The organism is Arsukibacterium sp., assembly GCF_041616895.1.
Lineage (GTDB): Bacteria > Pseudomonadota > Gammaproteobacteria > Enterobacterales > Alteromonadaceae > Alishewanella.
Genome location: NZ_JBFJPY010000002.1, coordinates 17,541 through 33,840 on the forward strand (window position 1 = coordinate 17,541; position 16,300 = coordinate 33,840).

Sequence of the window (16,300 nt, forward strand, 5' to 3'; positions counted from 1 at the left end):
TATCCTGTATTTATCTTGCTTTGGGGCGGGTTTCAATGAAAATTGCGTTTGTGGGTTTGTTGTTCAGTTTTTCAGCTTTTGCCATTGAACCGGAACAGGCAAACCGCTGGTATGAGCAAGCTCAATACCGGAAAATTCTCACTGAAATTGATCAGCAACCTGACTTGAAGAATAATCCCGATTTAACGGCTATTTATGTCCAGGCCATGTTTAATTTACGCCAACGTGAGGAAGCGAATACGCTGCTAAATCAGCTTATCGTAGAGTATCCGCGGCATAGCGAGCTGCTGTATCTGGCTGGGATCAATAAAATTGTGCTGGCGTCTGATGGTAATATTTTTAATGCCCGGCAACGCACCAGTGATGGCTTGCAATTGTTAATAAGAGCGGTAACCGAAGATCCGGAGAATTACCCGGCGCAACATGCCCTGATCAGTTTTTATCAATCGGCACCGCCTGCTGCCGGTGGCAGTAAAACATTAGCGGCCGAGCAAGCTACATTGCTTGCCAGTGTTAATCCGCTGCAGGGAGCCTTAGCTGAGGTCCAACTGTTAATTCTGGAGGCGCGCTTAAGTGAGGCGGTGGCCCTAATTGATAAACATTTGAAAAAAATGCCAAACCAGCCTGATTTACTCGCTACCAAAGCCAGTATTCTGGCCCGGCAGGATGCCCATATTGTTGCTCAGCAACTCTACAGTAAGACCGCTGAATTCAGTATTAAGCCAACGCAACGTTATAATGCGCTCTATCAGGTAGGTCGGCTGGCGGTGCTTACCAACGACAATGTATTGGAAGGTATTACCGCGCTGTCTGAATATATTGGTTATTACAAAGACAGTGATCAAAGCCGGCTTAATTGGGCGAAATTGCGTTTAGTGCAACTATTTATGCTGGCAGGGAGTGAGGGACGGGCTGAGCTGCTGTTTGCTGATATTGTAAATACTACCAGCGCAGATGAAGACTTTATGAATCTGAAGGATCAGGTGAAATTGCAGCTTACCCCCCCTTTGTAATACCACTAATAAATAAAAGTGATAATTTGCCAACTGTCTGCACTGACATAATATCAAGCAAGACAGTTGGCAAAAGCGGGTTTTACTGGCGGATCCCCTCTACACTGAGATCCAGATAAACCGTTGAAGCCGCCGGACCCAAATCATAATTAATCCCAAAATCTTTTAGAGCAAAGGAGGTACTGCCGGCAAAACCGGCCCGGTATCCTCCCCAGGGATCACTACCCTCACCCATTTTTTCCGCTGCAATAACGACCTCTTTTGCCACGCCGTTCAGAGTCAGCGTGCCATGTAAGTCAAAATTATTGCCTTCTTTAGCAATGATTTTAGTGCTGGTGAAGGTCGCTTTAGGGAATTTGCTGACGTTAAGAAAGTCGGCACTGCGTAAGTGCTTATCTCGTTCGGCATGATTTGAATCTACACTGGCGGTATCAATCTCAAGATTAATTTTTGAGTCAACCAGTTTGTTAGCATCGTAACTAAACTGGCCATCAAACGTATTAAAACGGCCATACAACCAGCTATATCCCAGGTGGCTGATTTTAAACTGAATAAAAGCGTGAGCACCGTCGGTATCAATTTTATAATCTGCGGCATGCGCAGACACACTAAAACCGGCTGTAACAGCGGCAGCAAGTAACAGTTTTTTCATCTTTTAGCTCCTGTTTAATCATTATAGGGCGAGGAACGCACTCCGGTGCAACTGCATAATCCGCTATGAGGGCTTAACTCCGGCCATTTCAAAGCACATTAAACGCATCATGATCAGCTGACAAAGACAATGAGTTACTCCGCCCTTGTGTGTAAGGGCAGAATAGCTCAACTTAAAAGAATTAAAATAGCATTTTACGACATATATCTTTCTATTTTATAGAATAGATAGAAGTGGGAGAGCACTACGTATCGAGTTTACCGTCACGAATATGTTTTTCACCGCGGGCTTTTGCCAGCGTGACTTGTTTTTGCCGTTCTGCAAATGCTGCTTTTTGTTCCATGGTAGTTTGCGCTACACAATGTGGACAACTTAAACCCTTAACGTAATCGGGCGATGCCATCTCAGCAACCGACAATGGCATCCGACAGGCATAGCATTGGTCATAGCTCCCCTGCTCCAGGCCATGCTTGACCGCTACCCTCTGGTCAAACACAAAACACTCACCTTGCCACAAACTTTGCTCAGCAGGCACTTCTTCAAGGTATTTTAAAATTCCGCCATCAAGATGATAGACCTCGTCAAAACCCTGCTCTTTTAAAAACGCAGTAGATTTTTCACAGCGAATACCACCGGTGCAAAACATCGCCACCTTTTTATGTTTGTTTGCATCAAGATTTTCGGCAGCCCACTGTGGAAATTCACGAAAAGTGGTCGTATTCGGGTTGACGGCATTTTTAAAAGTGCCAATAGCAACTTCATAATCGTTGCGGGTATCAATTAACAAGGTATCCGGATCGCTGATAAGTTGATTCCAGGCATCGCCCTTCACATAAGTACCGACAATATGTGCCGGGTTTATACCTTCGACCCCCATCGTCACAATTTCGCTCTTTAGTTTCACCTTTGTACGGTAAAACGCCGGTTCGTCGGCAAAAGACTCTTTGTATGAAAGATTAGAAAAGCGAGGATCAGTTGCAAACCATTGGTTTACCGCATCAACACCCTCACGGGTGCCGCAGATAGTACCGTTAATTCCTTCGGCAGCCAGTAGCAAGGTACCTTTAACCCCATTGTCAGCCATCATTTGATAAAGTGGCTGGCGTAAATCCTGATAATCAGGCAAGTTGACAAACTTATACAGCGCTGCAACAACGAACATAGTTAACCTCTTGCGATGCTGGATCGTAAATCCAGAGCAAATTAATGACGAGCAGTATTATAGCGATCCTTAGCAAGCAGGCCAAGCCGGCCTGGCAAATTAACTGCCATCAACGCCGCCAAAGCTACTGAGCAGCAACTGCGCCGCCAATAGCAGCAACAACACTCCCATAAGCCGGTCAAACCAGTAACCTTTCAGTAATAAAAAACCCCGGATTTTGCTATTTGTCAGCACAAAAGACAGCAGACAAAACCAGGCCGCAGTTGCCAATGCCATATAAACACCATAAATCAACTTATAGCTAAAAGGGGTTTCTGCAGAAATAACCACGGCGAACAGGGAAAGAAAAAACAAGGTGGCTTTGGGATTTAACCCATTGGTTATAAAACCCGCACTGAATGCTTTAAGGCTTGCGGGAGTGGCTTGCCGTTCAAATTCAATAACGTCCTTGCCAACCGGCGCCTTAGCGCGAAGCGCGCCCTGAGCCAGATACAGCAAATAGCATGCAGCTAACACTGTCAGCAGTTGAAACAACCAGGGCGTGGTTTTAATTAGCACACCGATCCCTACCAGCGAGTAAGTAACATGCAGCAAAATAGCCACACCAATCCCGAGGCTGGCAAAAACAGCGGCCCTGCGACCAAACCGCACGGCATACCGCAGCACAATTGCAAAATCCGGTCCAGGGCTGGCAACCGCCAGCAAATGTACCGAAGCAATAATTAAAAACTCAGGCCAAAATGACATGCTAACCCTACTTTTAAAAAGGCCATTGTAAGCAACACATCAGCTTAACTCCAGCACACCCTTGGCGAAACGGCTATAAAAAACGATCTTTAAAGCGCCCCCACTGATAAAACATCTGCTGTCCCTGTCGTCGCCATGCTGACATTGGGAAAGCTGGCAATGTGCTGTGATAAATAGGCAACGGCGGTAACGTTTCTCCGGCAACCAATTGGGCCAGTCGCTCTCCGGCTAAAGCACTGAAAGATAAACCACTACCGCAATAACCGGCAGCATAAAACAGATTGGGTTCTGCAGCACAGACTCTGGGTAAATCATCATAAGACACGCCAACCCAACCACTCCACTGATATTGATAAGTAAGATTTTCCAAACCAGCAAAGCAATGTTTTAATGCGCTCAGCAAACGACGGGGGTATATCGGGTCGGCAGCAGCCTTGCCAGTAATGGCTCCCCTGCCGCCAAATAAAATCCGGTTATCCGGCAGCAACCGATAATAGTACTTCAGCATCCGGGTATCCATCATAATACTGTTTTGCTGCCAGTTAAGTTGCTGCAGCTGTTCGGTACTAAGTGGTTCGGTCACGATCACACTGCTAAGCACCGGCAAGCAGCTATGGTTAATACCGGGGTATAATCCTTTGGCGGTGTAAGCGTTAGTGGCTAATACCAGGTTACGGGCAGAAATAACTCCCTGTGGAGTGATCACTTCAAAACCTGCATTAACACGTTTAAAGCGGGTTACCGGGGTCTGCCCATACAGCGCTGCGCCCGCTTCAGCAGCCATTCTCGCATAGCCCTGCACTAAGGCGAGTGGATTTACGCCATAGCAATCCGGAAAATACAGCGCAGCATCTGCCTGCTGATGATTCACTACCCGTTGCAACAATTGTGCTTTATCATAAAACTCTACTGGATAGTCAAAATTCTGGTTTAAAAAATCCGCTTGCTGCCTCAGTGTGTTGGCCATACCGGTTTTATGGGTCAATTTATAATAACCGCCAGCTTGCGGTTGACAGTCAATATTACCCAACGTAATAAGATGGTTTACCCGCGTTATCGCCGCGCCATATTCCTGATGAAACACTCTGGCGGTCTCAAGGCCAAATCTGCTGACCAGCTGAGCTAAACCCAGTCTGCCTGTTCCTCTTAGTACAAAGCCGCCATTACGGCCACTGCAACCCCAACCGGGCTGCAGGGCGTCGACCACCACTACATCGCGCTGATGCTTTTTTGCAAGCTCATATCCGCAGTTTAACCCGGTGTACCCGGCCCCAATCACTACTGTATCGCAACGGATATCACACTCAAGTGCCGGATAGACTGGACCAGCATGGGTTGCGGTTTGCCAGTAACTACCAATATCAGGCTGATTGCTGCTAAGAGCATTATCAATATAAGGGTCGTACATCAACTCAGCTCCGCGAAAGGCAATACCATTTCTGCTGCGGTGCAGTGACATTGGTTGCCACATACTGGACACAGATAACCGGCAGTCTGGCTGAGATGCAGCCAGCGATCCGGATGTACCTGTATAAGTGCCGCGCCGGCTTTAGTAAAATAACGCTGAGCGGCATTGCCCGGGCTTTGCTGCCAGATATGAGCAAGACCAGCAGTTGCGCCCTGCTGCTGTAATGACTTTACAGACGCACGCAATAGCTGTGTGCCTAGGCCTTGCCCCTGCAACTCAGGGGCCACTGCCACAGATTTGAAATAAGCCATGTTCGCTGGAGCGACTGGCCACTGCGAAACCGAACACCATTGATCCAACGGCCATTGGCCTGCTGCAAAGCTAAGCCGATACCCGACAACCCGGTTCTCTATCAGTGCAACGTAGCTGGCGTTAATATTATGCTTGATGCCTCGTTGCTGCAGATGAGTTAATTTCACCAAATCGAGATAATTTTCGCCGTGAACCTGATTCGCCAGCGACACGACTTGTGGCAACCATTGCTCGTCCATAACAGTAATTGTCTTCATAAAACTCCGTTGTTGCGTGCTGGAATCAAAAAATCTAATCCTTTACCCATTTGAGCGACCAATTGCAAGCAAACTGCGATGGACAACCGCATCATTTTAAAATATGGTTAATTAAGCGCTATTAAGCAATCAGCGTTATCTAGTGATAATCAAAAAAAATAATCCAGGAAAACACTATGAAACACAACAATAAATACCACCCGGTTGCTCATGCAGTTAAGTATGCCATAGCAACAACTTTTGCGTTAGGTATAGTCAGTGGTGCCGTTGTTGCACAGGAGGCCAGTGACACTGCGACTAAAGAGCAAAAAATTGAAAAAATAGCGGTAGTTGGTAGTCGTTCAGCTCCCCGTTCAATTGGTGACTCACCGGTACCTGTTGATATCATTGGTGGTGATGAACTAACAAAAAGTGGTAGTTCAGATATGCTAAACATGATAACGACCACAGTACCTTCACTTAACGTGCATTCCAACCCGATCAGCGACGCTGCTACCTTGGTTCGTCCGGCCAACCTACGGGGTTTGTCCGCTGATAGCACCCTTATTCTGACCAATGGTAAACGTCGCCACAAGGCTTCAGTCATCGCATTTTTAGGCGGCGGTATTAACGATGGCGCCCAAGGCGCTGATATTTCGGTTATTCCGGGCATTGCATTAAAGCAGGTAGAAATTTTGCGGGACGGCGCCGCTGCTCAATACGGCTCTGATGCTATTGCCGGGGTCATCAATTTTGTATTAAAAGACGCAGCAGACGGCGGAAGTTTCGAAGTTAAACATGGCGAATATTATGAAGGTGACGGTACCTCTACTGAATATGCTGCCAACATTGGTATGCCATTAACTGACGACGGCTTTGTCAATATCAGTGCTCAGTATAAAAACTCTGACGCAACCAGTCGCAGTGTACAACGCCCCGATGCATTGGGCTTTATTGCTGCAGGCAATGATTTCATTGCACCGTTAACTCAAATTTGGGGTTCTCCTGAAATAAAGGATGATATTACCATTTTTGTAAACACCGGCCTGGATTTAGGTAACGGTGGGCAAGCGTATATGTTCGGTAACTATTCAGAGCGCGATGTGACCGGTGGTTTTTATTACCGTAACCCACATAACCGACCCGGTGTGTTCTCTAACGACGGTGGCGAAACCCTGCTGGTGGCGCAACTTGACCCTAATATCGCCTGCCCGACGGTCAATATTACCACTGGCAATGTGCTGAGTCAGGCCGACTATGCATTGATTGCTGATCCTAATACTGCGGTGGGACAAAACTGTTTTGCGTTTAACGAATTGTTCCCCGGCGGTTTCACCCCAACCTTTGGTGGTAATGTTACTGACACTGCCCTGACAGCAGGAACAAAAGGTGAATTTAAGAGCGGTTGGCTCAAAGACATTATGTATGATTTTAGTGGCTCGGTTGGCCGTAATGAATCAACTTACCAAATGACTAATACAGTCAATGCGTCGCTTGGCCCGGATACTCCAACAGAATTTAACCCCGGTAAATATATCCAGCTGGAAAAAACCTTTAGTGCCGATTTTGTTAAGTTCGTGCCCGCTGGTTTATACGAAGATTTAACCGTTGCCTTTGGAGCGCAATGGACCGAGGAAAGCTTTGAAGTGGTGGCAGGAGATGTAGCGTCTTTTACGGTAGGTCCTTATGTTGATCAGGGCTTCAGTATTGGTTCGAACGGCTTCCCGGGCTTTAAACCGGAAGATGCAGGCGTTTATACCCGCAGAAACTATGCTGCCTATGTTGATATGGAAGCTGAAGTAACCGAAGCTCTGTTGCTTGGCCTGGCACTCCGCTATGAAGACTATGATACTTTTGGTGATACTACTAATTACAAATTCACCGGTCAGTATCGCTTAAACGATGACTGGGCATTGCGGGCCTCTACCAGCACGGGTTTCCGGGCACCGACCGTCGGTCAATCTAACGTCAGTAACGTGCAAACTAACCTTGAATCAGGTGTATTGGTAGATTCAGCATTGCTGCCACCCACAAACCCCATTTCGTTACAGTTAGGCGGAAAGGAGTTAACACCTGAAGAGTCAACCAGTTATGCATTTGGTGTGGTATACAGTGGTAATAGCTTCTTTATTACACTGGATTATTACAATATCGAAGTGACCGACCGGATCAGCCAGTCCAGTAAAATCAACCTGACTGATGACGATCGTGATGACTTACGCGCTGCCGGTGTCAGGAACGTCGACTCTATCCAGCAAGTCAGCTTTTTCACCAATGACTTTGATACCACCACACAGGGTATCGACTTAGTAGCCAACTACGCTATGGACTTGCTGGATGGTCGTAGCACCTTCAGTCTGGCTTATAACTGGAACGAGACAAAAGTAGATCGGATTAGTACACCACCGGTGGGACGGCCAGCTATTACCGGGCCTGACAAAGTGTCACGTCTTGAAAATGACCTACCTAACCATAGGGCTACTCTGAGCTGGAACCAGAGCTGGGATGACTGGAGTTTCTTTGCACGGGCAAATTATTACGGCGAATATCAGGGCGTACACGTTGACTGGGTCGGCACACCTGCAGAACCAGGTACCGAAGTGAATGCCTCTGCCAAGATAACGTTTGATGCTGAAGTAAGCTATTACGTTACGGATAACATCATGCTTTCTGCTGGCGCACAAAACCTGTTTGACGCAGAGCCAGAGAAATTACAGTTAACTCAGGCAGGTGTTGCCAACAATGAGTTTGGTGGTAAATATTACGAGACCTCACCTATGGGCATCAATGGTGGTTACTACTATGTCCGCGCAACGTACAAATTCTGATTATATTTAGCTCGCTAGATAAAAACGCCCTCAGCTGAGGGCGTTTTTTTATTAAATTATTCATGTTATAACGCTTGCAACAGTGCTTGTAAGGGATGTCTCGGTTTATCACCAATCAGCCGTTTTACCTGACTTCGACATGAAAATCCGGTGACCAGCGTATTCGCCACTCCATAATGTTCAATTGGTGAGCGCCAGCTCATCTCAAACAAGTTTTTACTGTTGTACAGGTTTTGCGCTTCATGACCATAAGTTCCCGCCATACCACAACAGCCAACACTAACCGGCTTTAAGCCAAGGCCTGTTTTATTGAATATTTGCTGCCAGGCTTTTTCCGTTTCTGGTAATGCGGTTTTTTCGGTACAGTGCGCCAGCAAGGCAAATTCAGTAGAGTTAGACGTCTTTGGCAACGTCTGCTTGAGCAGCCACTCATGAAACAGTTGCACGTTAAAATCGCCCCGCTTGTCACCAAGCGTTTTGGTATATTCATCCCGATATACCAGCACTAACGAGGCATCTAATCCAAGCAGCGGCAAGTTGAGCTGGTGTAGCTGGTTAAGGAACTGAGCGGCAGTTTTCGCTGTTTTGCTAAACTCCCGCAAAAAGCCTTTCACATGTTGTGGTTTACCATTAGGTAGAAACGGCAACAATACCGGTTCAAAACCAAGCTTTTCCAGTAACCGCAGTGCATCAGCCACTAATTCAGCTTCATAAAAGCTGGTAAACGGGTCTTGAACCAGCAATACCGTTTTTGCGTTGGCTGCCGACGAGTTTTGTTGTAGGCGGGATAAATCAAACCGGTACTTTTCACCAATCTGCTGTGCCAGCGTCGGCACCGACAGTAATGGCGTATCTACGTATCCTACTGTTTTCTTTAGTAGCGCCGCAGTTACATCACGTTTTAGTACAAAGTTAACCAGTTTAGGTAACTTAGCCAGCACGGGTGCAGTGCGTTCAATATTGCCGACAATGTAATCTTTGGCCGGACGCAGATAGCGGCTGTGGTAAAGTTGCAAGAAGCGCGATCTGAATGAGGGTACATCAACTTTAACCGGACATTGACTGGCACAGGCTTTACAGGCCAGACACCCTTCCATCGCCTCCATTACTTCATGCGAAAAATCCGGCTCCCCTTGATATTTCGCCAGGCTATTCTTCACTTTTTGCCAGAGCTCACCAAAATTTTGTTTTTTATCAGTTAACTGCTGCTCACTAGCCAGCACATCAAAACCTTGCTGCTCGGTTAGGCGTAACCATTCACGCATTAACCCGGCCCGGCCTTTTGGACTGTGACGCCGATCTTTGGTTACCTTGCTCGATGGGCACATCGGCGAGCTTTCTTCATAGTTAAAACACAAGCCATTACCGTTGCAGTTTAAACTACTATCAAAGCTCTGCTTAACATTGACCGGTATTTGCCGATCAAACCACGCTCTTTTTTGACCATCAACGGATACCAGTTGGTCGACACTATAATAAGGCGTACATATTTTACCCGGATTCACTCGGTTGCGTGGATCAAAAGCGGCTTTAATTTTTCGTAGTTCATTAAACAACTCATCGCCGAAAAAAGCAGGCCCATATTCGCTTCGATAGCCTTTGCCGTGCTCGCCCCACATCAGGCCACCATACTTGGCCGTGAGTTTGACAACCTGGTCTGAAATGGTACGCAACAGCTTTTCCTGCTCAGGATCGCACAAATCCAGTGCCGGGCGCACGTGCAGCACCCCAGCATCAACATGGCCAAACATGCCGTAATGTAAGCCGTGGCTGTCGAGCAATGCACGAAACTCCATAATAAAGTCCGCCAGGTTTTCTGGCGGTACTGCGGTGTCTTCAGCAAAGGCAATGGGCTTTTGACTGCCCTTGGTATTTCCCAGTAAGCCTACTGCTTTTTTACGCATGGCATAAATACTAGCGATAGCGGCGGTATCGTAAGTTAGCTGATAGCCTATAATGCCATCGGTTTTATTGGCGATAGCAAGATCCAGTTTTGCGGTAAGAGCTGCTACTTTTTGTTCAATATCGGCACTATCCTCACTGTTATACTCAACCATATTCAGGCCTTGCATATCAGTGTCGGGTACTTCAGTAATTAATTCCTTTACCTGATGCCAGATAATATCGTTACGCGCTAAATTCAGTACTTTGCTATCGACCGTCTCAACCGAGGTCGCCTGGGCTGCCACCAGAAAAGGCGCATTTCTCAGGGCGCTTTCAAACCGATCATATTTAACATTTAACAGACATTTAAATTTAGCGATGGGCGTAATGTTTAACTTTGCTTCAGTAACAAAACCGAGTGATCCTTCAGAGCCAGTAATAATTCTGGATAGATCAAATTCGCTTAAATCATCATTAAACACATGCTCTAAATCATATCCGGTTAAAAAGCGATTTAATCGTGGAAATTTTTCCAGGATTTGCTCTCGGTAATCCCGACAACTCGCCAACACTTGACGATAAATATGACCAATACTGTTAGGCATCTGTGCCCGGTGCTCAGCTTCAAACGTGGCCATTTTATGCGTTTTTAGAATATTACCATCGATAAGTACCGTTTTAAGTGCCAGTACATGATCACTGGTTTTGCCATAGACCAGAGAGCCCTGACCGGACGCGTCGGTATTAATCATGCCACCAATAGTGGCCCGGTTAGAGGTTGATAAATCGGGTGCAAAGAAGAAGCCGTAGGGCTTTAAAAACGCATTAAGCTGATCCTTAATCACCCCAGCTTGTACCCGTACCCAACGCTCTTCAACGTTAATTTCTAAAATGGAGCGCATATGCCGTGACAAGTCTATCACCACATGCTCGGTCAGGGCTTGGCCATTGGTGCCAGTGCCGCCGCCACGTGGACTGAATTTTATATGGGAGAAACTGGATGTCTGCGCCAATGATGTCAGGATCACAATATCATCGGTATTTTTTGGCAGCAGAACTGCCTGTGGCAATGCCTGATAGATACTATTATCAGTAGCCACTGCTAAGCGACTGCCGTAGCTTGTCTCGATATCACCGTTAAAACCAGCAGCAAGCAACGCTCTGCTAAAGGCGACAATGCTGGCGTCCAGCGCCAATTCCGGGTTTAACTTAGGGATCATTAGCGAATCGTTACTCCATATGGCCCATTTTCGCGGCTTTCGTTGCCAGATAGCGATGGCTGTGAGCAGTGGTTTTTACCCGATGCTGCACGCGTTCCAGGATGTTTACTCCCGCATCGCTCAACGCTTTTAACTTACGTGGATTATTAGTCAGCAAACGTATTTGCTGGATACCCAATTGGGTAAACATTTGCGCCGCAATATCATACTCCCGCATATCAGGTAAGAAACCAAGAATTTCATTAGCTTCAACCGTATCCAGACCTTTGTCCTGCTCAGCATACGCTCTGATTTTATTAATCAGACCAATACCCCGGCCCTCCTGACGCAGATACAATATACAGCCCCGGCCTAAATCGGCAATTTTGCGCATTGCGGCTTCCAATTGCGGACCACAATCGCAGCGCAGACTAAACAGGGCGTCACCTGTTAAGCATTCTGAATGAACCCGCGCTAACAGCGGTTCATTTGTTGTAACATCCCCCAGTGTCAGTGCCACATGCTCTTTGCCATTGTCAGCAACAAAACCATGAAGTCTGAACTCTGCAAACGGTGTTGGTAAAATAGTGGAGGTGACAAGTTTAATAGTCATTTTCTTCTCAACGACAAAGGCGCGCGATACCAAAGATAATTGGGGCCTGACCTTAATTAATCCAAGTGGTAACTTACGCAGATTATAACAGGCTGATTTCTCGTAGCTACCGCAATAGGTCGTTATATTATCACAACACTACAGGGTGATCCGCCAGAAAACAGTAACTAACAGCTCAATTAACGGATTAGCCTGATCCAAAGCGACAAACTCGGGTACAATACTGCGCGCTATTACTTCATTATTCACTCAGGACTTTTCATGCTGCGTTTTTTTGAGCGACTCACCAAACCTTTCCCTGCGGCTGAGCCGGGCCAACCGCCTCGTGGTTTGCTGGCATTTTGCCGGCATTACACCAAAGGCATGGAACGTTCGTTGCTTTTTATGTCATTGTCCTCAGCCATTCTGGCCATCCTGGAAGTTTCACTGTTTAGTTTTATGGGCCAGCTCGTTGACTGGCTGGTGGCCAATGATCCTGATAATTTTTTTACTGATGAACGCGCGACACTAATCTGGATGGCTCTGGTGACCTTGGTTCTGCTGCCGCTGATGACCTTTATACATTCTGCCATCGTCCATCAGACGCTGTTAGGTAACTATCCTATGTCTATTCGCTGGCTGGCACACCGTTATTTATTACGCCAGAGTGTCAGCTTTTATCAAAACGATTTCGCCGGACGTATTGCCACCAAAGTGATGCAGACTGCACTTTCTGTGCGGGAAACGGTAATGAAGCTGCTGGATGTGATGGTATACGTGCTGGTCTACTTTGGTGCTATGTTGTTTTTCGTTGCTGATGCGGATCTGCGTTTAATCGTGCCGATGCTGGTCTGGCTGGTATTATATATTGCGCTGCAGTTCTATTTTGTGCCAAGGCTAAAACGGGTGTCTACTGCACAGGCTGATGCCCGCTCTGAAATGACTGGCCGTATCGTCGATAGCTACACCAATATCACCACCATTAAACTGTTTTCTCATACCAACCGTGAAGAAAGTTACGCCAGAGACAGCATGGATGTTTTTCTGCAGCCTGTTTACCAGCAAATGCGGCTGGCTACTGGTCTTAGTGTTTCGGTGCAAAGTCTTAACTACATTCTGGTATTCAGTGTTGCGGCCTTATCATTATACTTATGGGCTGGCAGCGCGATTACCGTTGGTGCTATTGCTATCGCCATAAGCCTGGCATTACGTTTGAATGGTATGGCGCAGTGGATTATGTGGGAAGTCAGTTCGTTATTTGAAAACATCGGCACCGTGGCTGATGGTATTGCCACCTTGTCGCGGCCGATTGAAGTAAAAGATGCAGCCAATGCCAGTAAATTAACCGTGCCTCAGGGTAAAATTGAGTTTAAACAGGTTGGGTTTAATTATGGCAAACAACCGGTCGATGGCGGCAAAGCAGCCGTATTACAGCAACTTGAGCTAACCATTAAACCCGGGGAGAAAGTCGGGCTGGTCGGCCGCTCCGGCGCTGGCAAGTCTACCTTAGTAAACCTGTTGCTGCGTTTTTATGACATTGAAACTGGCAAAATCCTGATTGATGGTCAGGATATCAGTACCGTTAGCCAGGAAAGTTTGCGCCAGCATATCGCAATGGTGACTCAGGATACTTCGCTGTTACATCGTTCTGTGCGGGAGAATATTGCTTATGGTCAGCCTGATGCCACGGAAGAAGAGCTGATTTTAGCGGCAGAACAAGCCGAAGCAACTGAATTTATCAGTGAATTAACTGATCCTAACGGCAATAGCGGCTTTGATGCTCAGGTAGGCGAGCGTGGCGTAAAACTCTCAGGAGGTCAGCGCCAACGTATTGCGATTGCCAGAGTATTACTAAAAAACGCGCCTATTCTTATTCTGGATGAAGCGACTTCGGCACTAGACTCTGAAGTTGAAGCTGCTATTCAGGCCAGCCTGAATAAATTGATGGATGGCAAAACCGTCATTGCTATTGCCCATCGCTTGTCAACCATTGCCCAAATGGACCGGCTGATCGTGCTGGACCAAGGTAATATCGTTGAGCAGGGTAGCCACAATGAACTTATTGCCAGTGGTGGGATTTACGCCCAGCTTTGGGCGCATCAAACCGGTGGTTTTATTGGTATTGACTAAGCGGCGCCCTGCACCGCTTAATTAGCAAATCGTTATTTTATTTCTAAATCATTATTGACAGCGTGCACGCCTGGCGTGCCCCTGGCAATGGCTTCTGCCAGTTGCCGTTGCTCCTCGGTAGCGACGTCACCATGCAATCTGACATCACCTTTATCAGTTTCTACCTGAATATTCAGGTTTTCAAGACGCTGCTCAGCTCGAATCGACGTCGACACTGCCGTAGTAATATTCAGATCATCAAATATGCCTTTCTCTGGTGCTATTGTCAGCCCGGCTTCATCAGTAGGTGCCTCAATGCTCTGTCGCTCACAACCTGTCAGCAATGCACCAATTACCAGCAGTGATGCCAGCATACCCAATGTGTATTTACCTGCCTGCATAATTAACTCCTTCTGTCTTGTTACGATGTCGAGTTTCCTGTTAAGTATGGTTTAATAACAATGACTTCGCAAAGTGAATCCAGATTTGCGGCCTGAGCATAAAAAAAGCCCGGCTATAAAGTCGGGCTTTTTTTATGCGATTTACCGTTCAGAAATTTATTTTATTTTTGTCTCTGACGATGTTAGCGCTTGCTGATCTGCCAGTCGTTTTTCCCAGAAAGTTGCATTTTTGATGCCTAGCTTCACCGGATCAAAGGTCACCGGTCCACCCGCTTTCTTTTGATCTTCATAGTCGCGTAAACAGAGGATGGCGGGTTTAGCCACAAAGAATATAGCGAGAATACCCAGAATGTTAATCCAGGCCATTAAGCCGACGCCAATATCGCCAATACCCCAAATGTAGCCAGAGCTGTTAACCATGCCATATGCCACCATCGCCATAATAACCACTTTAACCAGCACCAGCGGAATAGTCCCCTTAAAATAGCGGTTTAGATAGGACACATTGGTTTCAGCAATATAGTAATACGCCAGAATAGTGGTAAAGGCAAAAAAGAAAATCGCCACGCCAACAAAAGCCTGGCCAAACTGACCAAATACACTATTTAAGGCCATTTGGGTAAAGGCCGGTGAGGCTACCTCAGTTGCAGCATCAATATTCTGAACAATCATGCTTCCGGCGCCGGTTGCAGCGTTAAAATCTTCAGTCTGAATATTGTATTGCGAGGTGATAAGAATCATCAACGCGGTAGCGGTGCAGACAAATAAGGTGTCGACATAGACAGAAAATGCCTGAACCAGGCCTTGTTGTGCCGGGTGGTCTACCTCAGCCGCCGCGGCAGCATGGGGCCCGGTACCCTGACCTGCTTCGTTAGAGTAAATTCCTCTTTTGACGCCCCAGCCAATCGCGGCGCCCATCCCGGCCTGCGCGGTAAACGCATCAGAAATAATTAAACTGAAAATGCCCGGCACTTTATCCAGGTTTAGAAATACCACAATCAGTGCCATTACAATATAACCCAGCGCCATAAATGGCACGACAATCTGAGTAAAGTGGGCAATACGTTTAATACCACCAAAGATAATAAACGCCAGTACAATCAGAATTATTGCCAGCGCTACCAATTTAAAGGTACCTACCTCACCAAAACTGGTTACCACCATATTGCCTTCACCGAATACCTGGGTAAACGCGTTGCCAACGGCATTCGCCTGCACCCCTGGTAAAAATACCCCACAGGCAATAATGGCCGAGACAGCAAATAATATTGCCAGCCATTTCTGACCCAGGCAGCGCTCAAAATAGTACGCCGGGCCACCACGATACTGACCATCTTCTTCAACTTTATAAACCTGACCCAAGGTTGATTCGGCATAGGCCGTGCTGGCACCTAAAAACGCCACCACCCACATCCAGAACACCGCACCCGGGCCGCCAAAGCCAATAGCAGCAGCCACCCCGGCAATGTTACCTACGCCAACCCGGCCAGACAATGATACAGCCAATGCCTGAAAGGAAGAGATCCCTTTATCTGATTCATTGCTGCTAAACAGCAGCTTACACATTTCTTTAAAATGTCTGACCTGTGCAAAACGTGTTATAACGGAATAGAACAAACCGGCACCAAGACACAGAAATATCAGTGCCGGGCTCCAGATAATACTATTAACCGTGCTGACCAAGGCTTCCATTAGCTTCCCCTGTAATTATTGTTGTTGGATTTGATTATTATAAACTAGCGTTAATTTGCCATAAC

Annotated in this window: 12 protein-coding genes; 3 read left to right on the plus strand and 9 right to left on the minus strand. The window is 46.8% G+C overall.

What is annotated here, in order from left to right:
* Positions 1 to 35 precede the first annotated feature (35 nt).
* Positions 36 to 1,013, plus strand: a complete 978-nt coding sequence (locus tag ABY802_RS00640; protein WP_372625004.1) for a hypothetical protein — start codon at positions 36 to 38, stop codon at positions 1,011 to 1,013.
* Positions 1,014 to 1,095: 82 nt separating this feature from the next.
* On the opposite strand, the gene ABY802_RS00645 is transcribed toward ABY802_RS00640, so the two are convergent.
* The 5 genes from ABY802_RS00645 to ABY802_RS00665 all read right to left on the minus strand — a co-directional run bounded on the left by ABY802_RS00645 (position 1,096) and on the right by ABY802_RS00665 (position 5,551).
* Positions 1,096 to 1,665, minus strand: a complete 570-nt coding sequence (locus tag ABY802_RS00645) for a YceI family protein (RefSeq protein ID WP_372625006.1) — start codon at positions 1,663 to 1,665, stop codon at positions 1,096 to 1,098.
* Positions 1,666 to 1,909: 244 nt separating this feature from the next.
* Positions 1,910 to 2,827, minus strand: a complete 918-nt coding sequence (locus ABY802_RS00650) for a rhodanese-related sulfurtransferase (protein ID WP_372625008.1) — start codon at positions 2,825 to 2,827, stop codon at positions 1,910 to 1,912.
* A 99-nt stretch (positions 2,828 to 2,926) separates the two neighbouring features.
* A complete protein-coding gene (locus ABY802_RS00655; RefSeq protein ID WP_372625010.1) occupies positions 2,927 to 3,574 on the minus strand; it encodes a LysE family translocator in 648 nt (215 codons plus the stop codon).
* A gap of 73 nt (positions 3,575 to 3,647) precedes the next feature.
* Positions 3,648 to 5,033, minus strand: coding sequence for an NAD(P)/FAD-dependent oxidoreductase (locus ABY802_RS00660; protein WP_372625012.1), 1,386 nt, complete (start codon positions 5,031 to 5,033; stop codon positions 3,648 to 3,650).
* Entirely contained in the window at positions 4,982 to 5,551 is a 570-nt protein-coding gene (locus tag ABY802_RS00665) for a GNAT family N-acetyltransferase (protein WP_372625014.1), read from the minus strand. The genes ABY802_RS00660 and ABY802_RS00665 overlap by 52 nt, the downstream gene beginning before the upstream one ends.
* Positions 5,552 to 5,727: 176 nt before the next feature.
* Here ABY802_RS00665 and ABY802_RS00670 point away from each other — a divergent pair, with 176 nt between their 5' ends.
* On the plus strand, positions 5,728 to 8,358 hold the full coding sequence (locus ABY802_RS00670; protein WP_372625016.1) for a TonB-dependent receptor plug domain-containing protein: 2,631 nt from the start codon (positions 5,728 to 5,730) through the stop codon (positions 8,356 to 8,358).
* 65 nt (positions 8,359 to 8,423) lie between these two features.
* On the opposite strand, the gene ABY802_RS00675 is transcribed toward ABY802_RS00670, so the two are convergent.
* Together ABY802_RS00675 and ribA are read right to left on the minus strand one after the other, a co-directional pair.
* Positions 8,424 to 11,462, minus strand: coding sequence for an FAD-binding and (Fe-S)-binding domain-containing protein (locus tag ABY802_RS00675; protein WP_372625018.1), 3,039 nt, complete (start codon positions 11,460 to 11,462; stop codon positions 8,424 to 8,426).
* A 10-nt stretch (positions 11,463 to 11,472) separates the two neighbouring features.
* A complete protein-coding gene (gene ribA, locus ABY802_RS00680; RefSeq protein ID WP_372625020.1) occupies positions 11,473 to 12,054 on the minus strand; it encodes a GTP cyclohydrolase II in 582 nt (193 codons plus the stop codon).
* A 261-nt stretch (positions 12,055 to 12,315) separates the two neighbouring features.
* On the opposite strand from ribA, the gene ABY802_RS00685 reads away from it, so the two are divergent.
* On the plus strand, positions 12,316 to 14,163 hold the full coding sequence (locus ABY802_RS00685; RefSeq protein WP_372625022.1) for an ABC transporter ATP-binding protein: 1,848 nt from the start codon (positions 12,316 to 12,318) through the stop codon (positions 14,161 to 14,163).
* A 32-nt stretch (positions 14,164 to 14,195) separates the two neighbouring features.
* Here the strand turns inward: ABY802_RS00685 and ABY802_RS00690 are convergent, their stop codons facing one another.
* Together ABY802_RS00690 and ABY802_RS00695 are read right to left on the minus strand one after the other, a co-directional pair.
* A complete protein-coding gene (locus ABY802_RS00690; protein WP_372625024.1) occupies positions 14,196 to 14,543 on the minus strand; it encodes a BON domain-containing protein in 348 nt (115 codons plus the stop codon).
* Positions 14,544 to 14,699: 156 nt separating this feature from the next.
* Positions 14,700 to 16,235 (minus strand): alanine/glycine:cation symporter family protein, encoded by a 1,536-nt coding sequence (locus ABY802_RS00695; protein ID WP_372625026.1) that lies wholly within the window; start codon positions 16,233 to 16,235, stop codon positions 14,700 to 14,702.
* Between the last annotated feature and the right edge of the window lie 65 nt (positions 16,236 to 16,300).

Bases quoted from the DNA above. Each gene is read 5' to 3' on its own strand.
- ABY802_RS00640 (WP_372625004.1), top strand. From the start codon at position 36: ATGAAAATTGCGTTTGTGGGTTTGTTGTTCAGTTTTTCAGCTTTTGCC.
- ABY802_RS00645 (WP_372625006.1), bottom strand. From the start codon at position 1,665: ATGAAAAAACTGTTACTTGCTGCCGCTGTTACAGCCGGTTTTAGTGTG.
- ABY802_RS00650 (WP_372625008.1), bottom strand. From the start codon at position 2,827: ATGTTCGTTGTTGCAGCGCTGTATAAGTTTGTCAACTTGCCTGATTAT.
- ABY802_RS00655 (WP_372625010.1), bottom strand. From the start codon at position 3,574: ATGTCATTTTGGCCTGAGTTTTTAATTATTGCTTCGGTACATTTGCTG.
- ABY802_RS00660 (WP_372625012.1), bottom strand. From the start codon at position 5,033: ATGTCACTGCACCGCAGCAGAAATGGTATTGCCTTTCGCGGAGCTGAG.
- ABY802_RS00665 (WP_372625014.1), bottom strand. From the start codon at position 5,551: ATGAAGACAATTACTGTTATGGACGAGCAATGGTTGCCACAAGTCGTG.
- ABY802_RS00670 (WP_372625016.1), top strand. From the start codon at position 5,728: ATGAAACACAACAATAAATACCACCCGGTTGCTCATGCAGTTAAGTAT.
- ABY802_RS00675 (WP_372625018.1), bottom strand. From the start codon at position 11,462: ATGATCCCTAAGTTAAACCCGGAATTGGCGCTGGACGCCAGCATTGTC.
- ribA (WP_372625020.1), bottom strand. From the start codon at position 12,054: ATGACTATTAAACTTGTCACCTCCACTATTTTACCAACACCGTTTGCA.
- ABY802_RS00685 (WP_372625022.1), top strand. From the start codon at position 12,316: ATGCTGCGTTTTTTTGAGCGACTCACCAAACCTTTCCCTGCGGCTGAG.
- ABY802_RS00690 (WP_372625024.1), bottom strand. From the start codon at position 14,543: ATGCAGGCAGGTAAATACACATTGGGTATGCTGGCATCACTGCTGGTA.
- ABY802_RS00695 (WP_372625026.1), bottom strand. From the start codon at position 16,235: ATGGAAGCCTTGGTCAGCACGGTTAATAGTATTATCTGGAGCCCGGCA.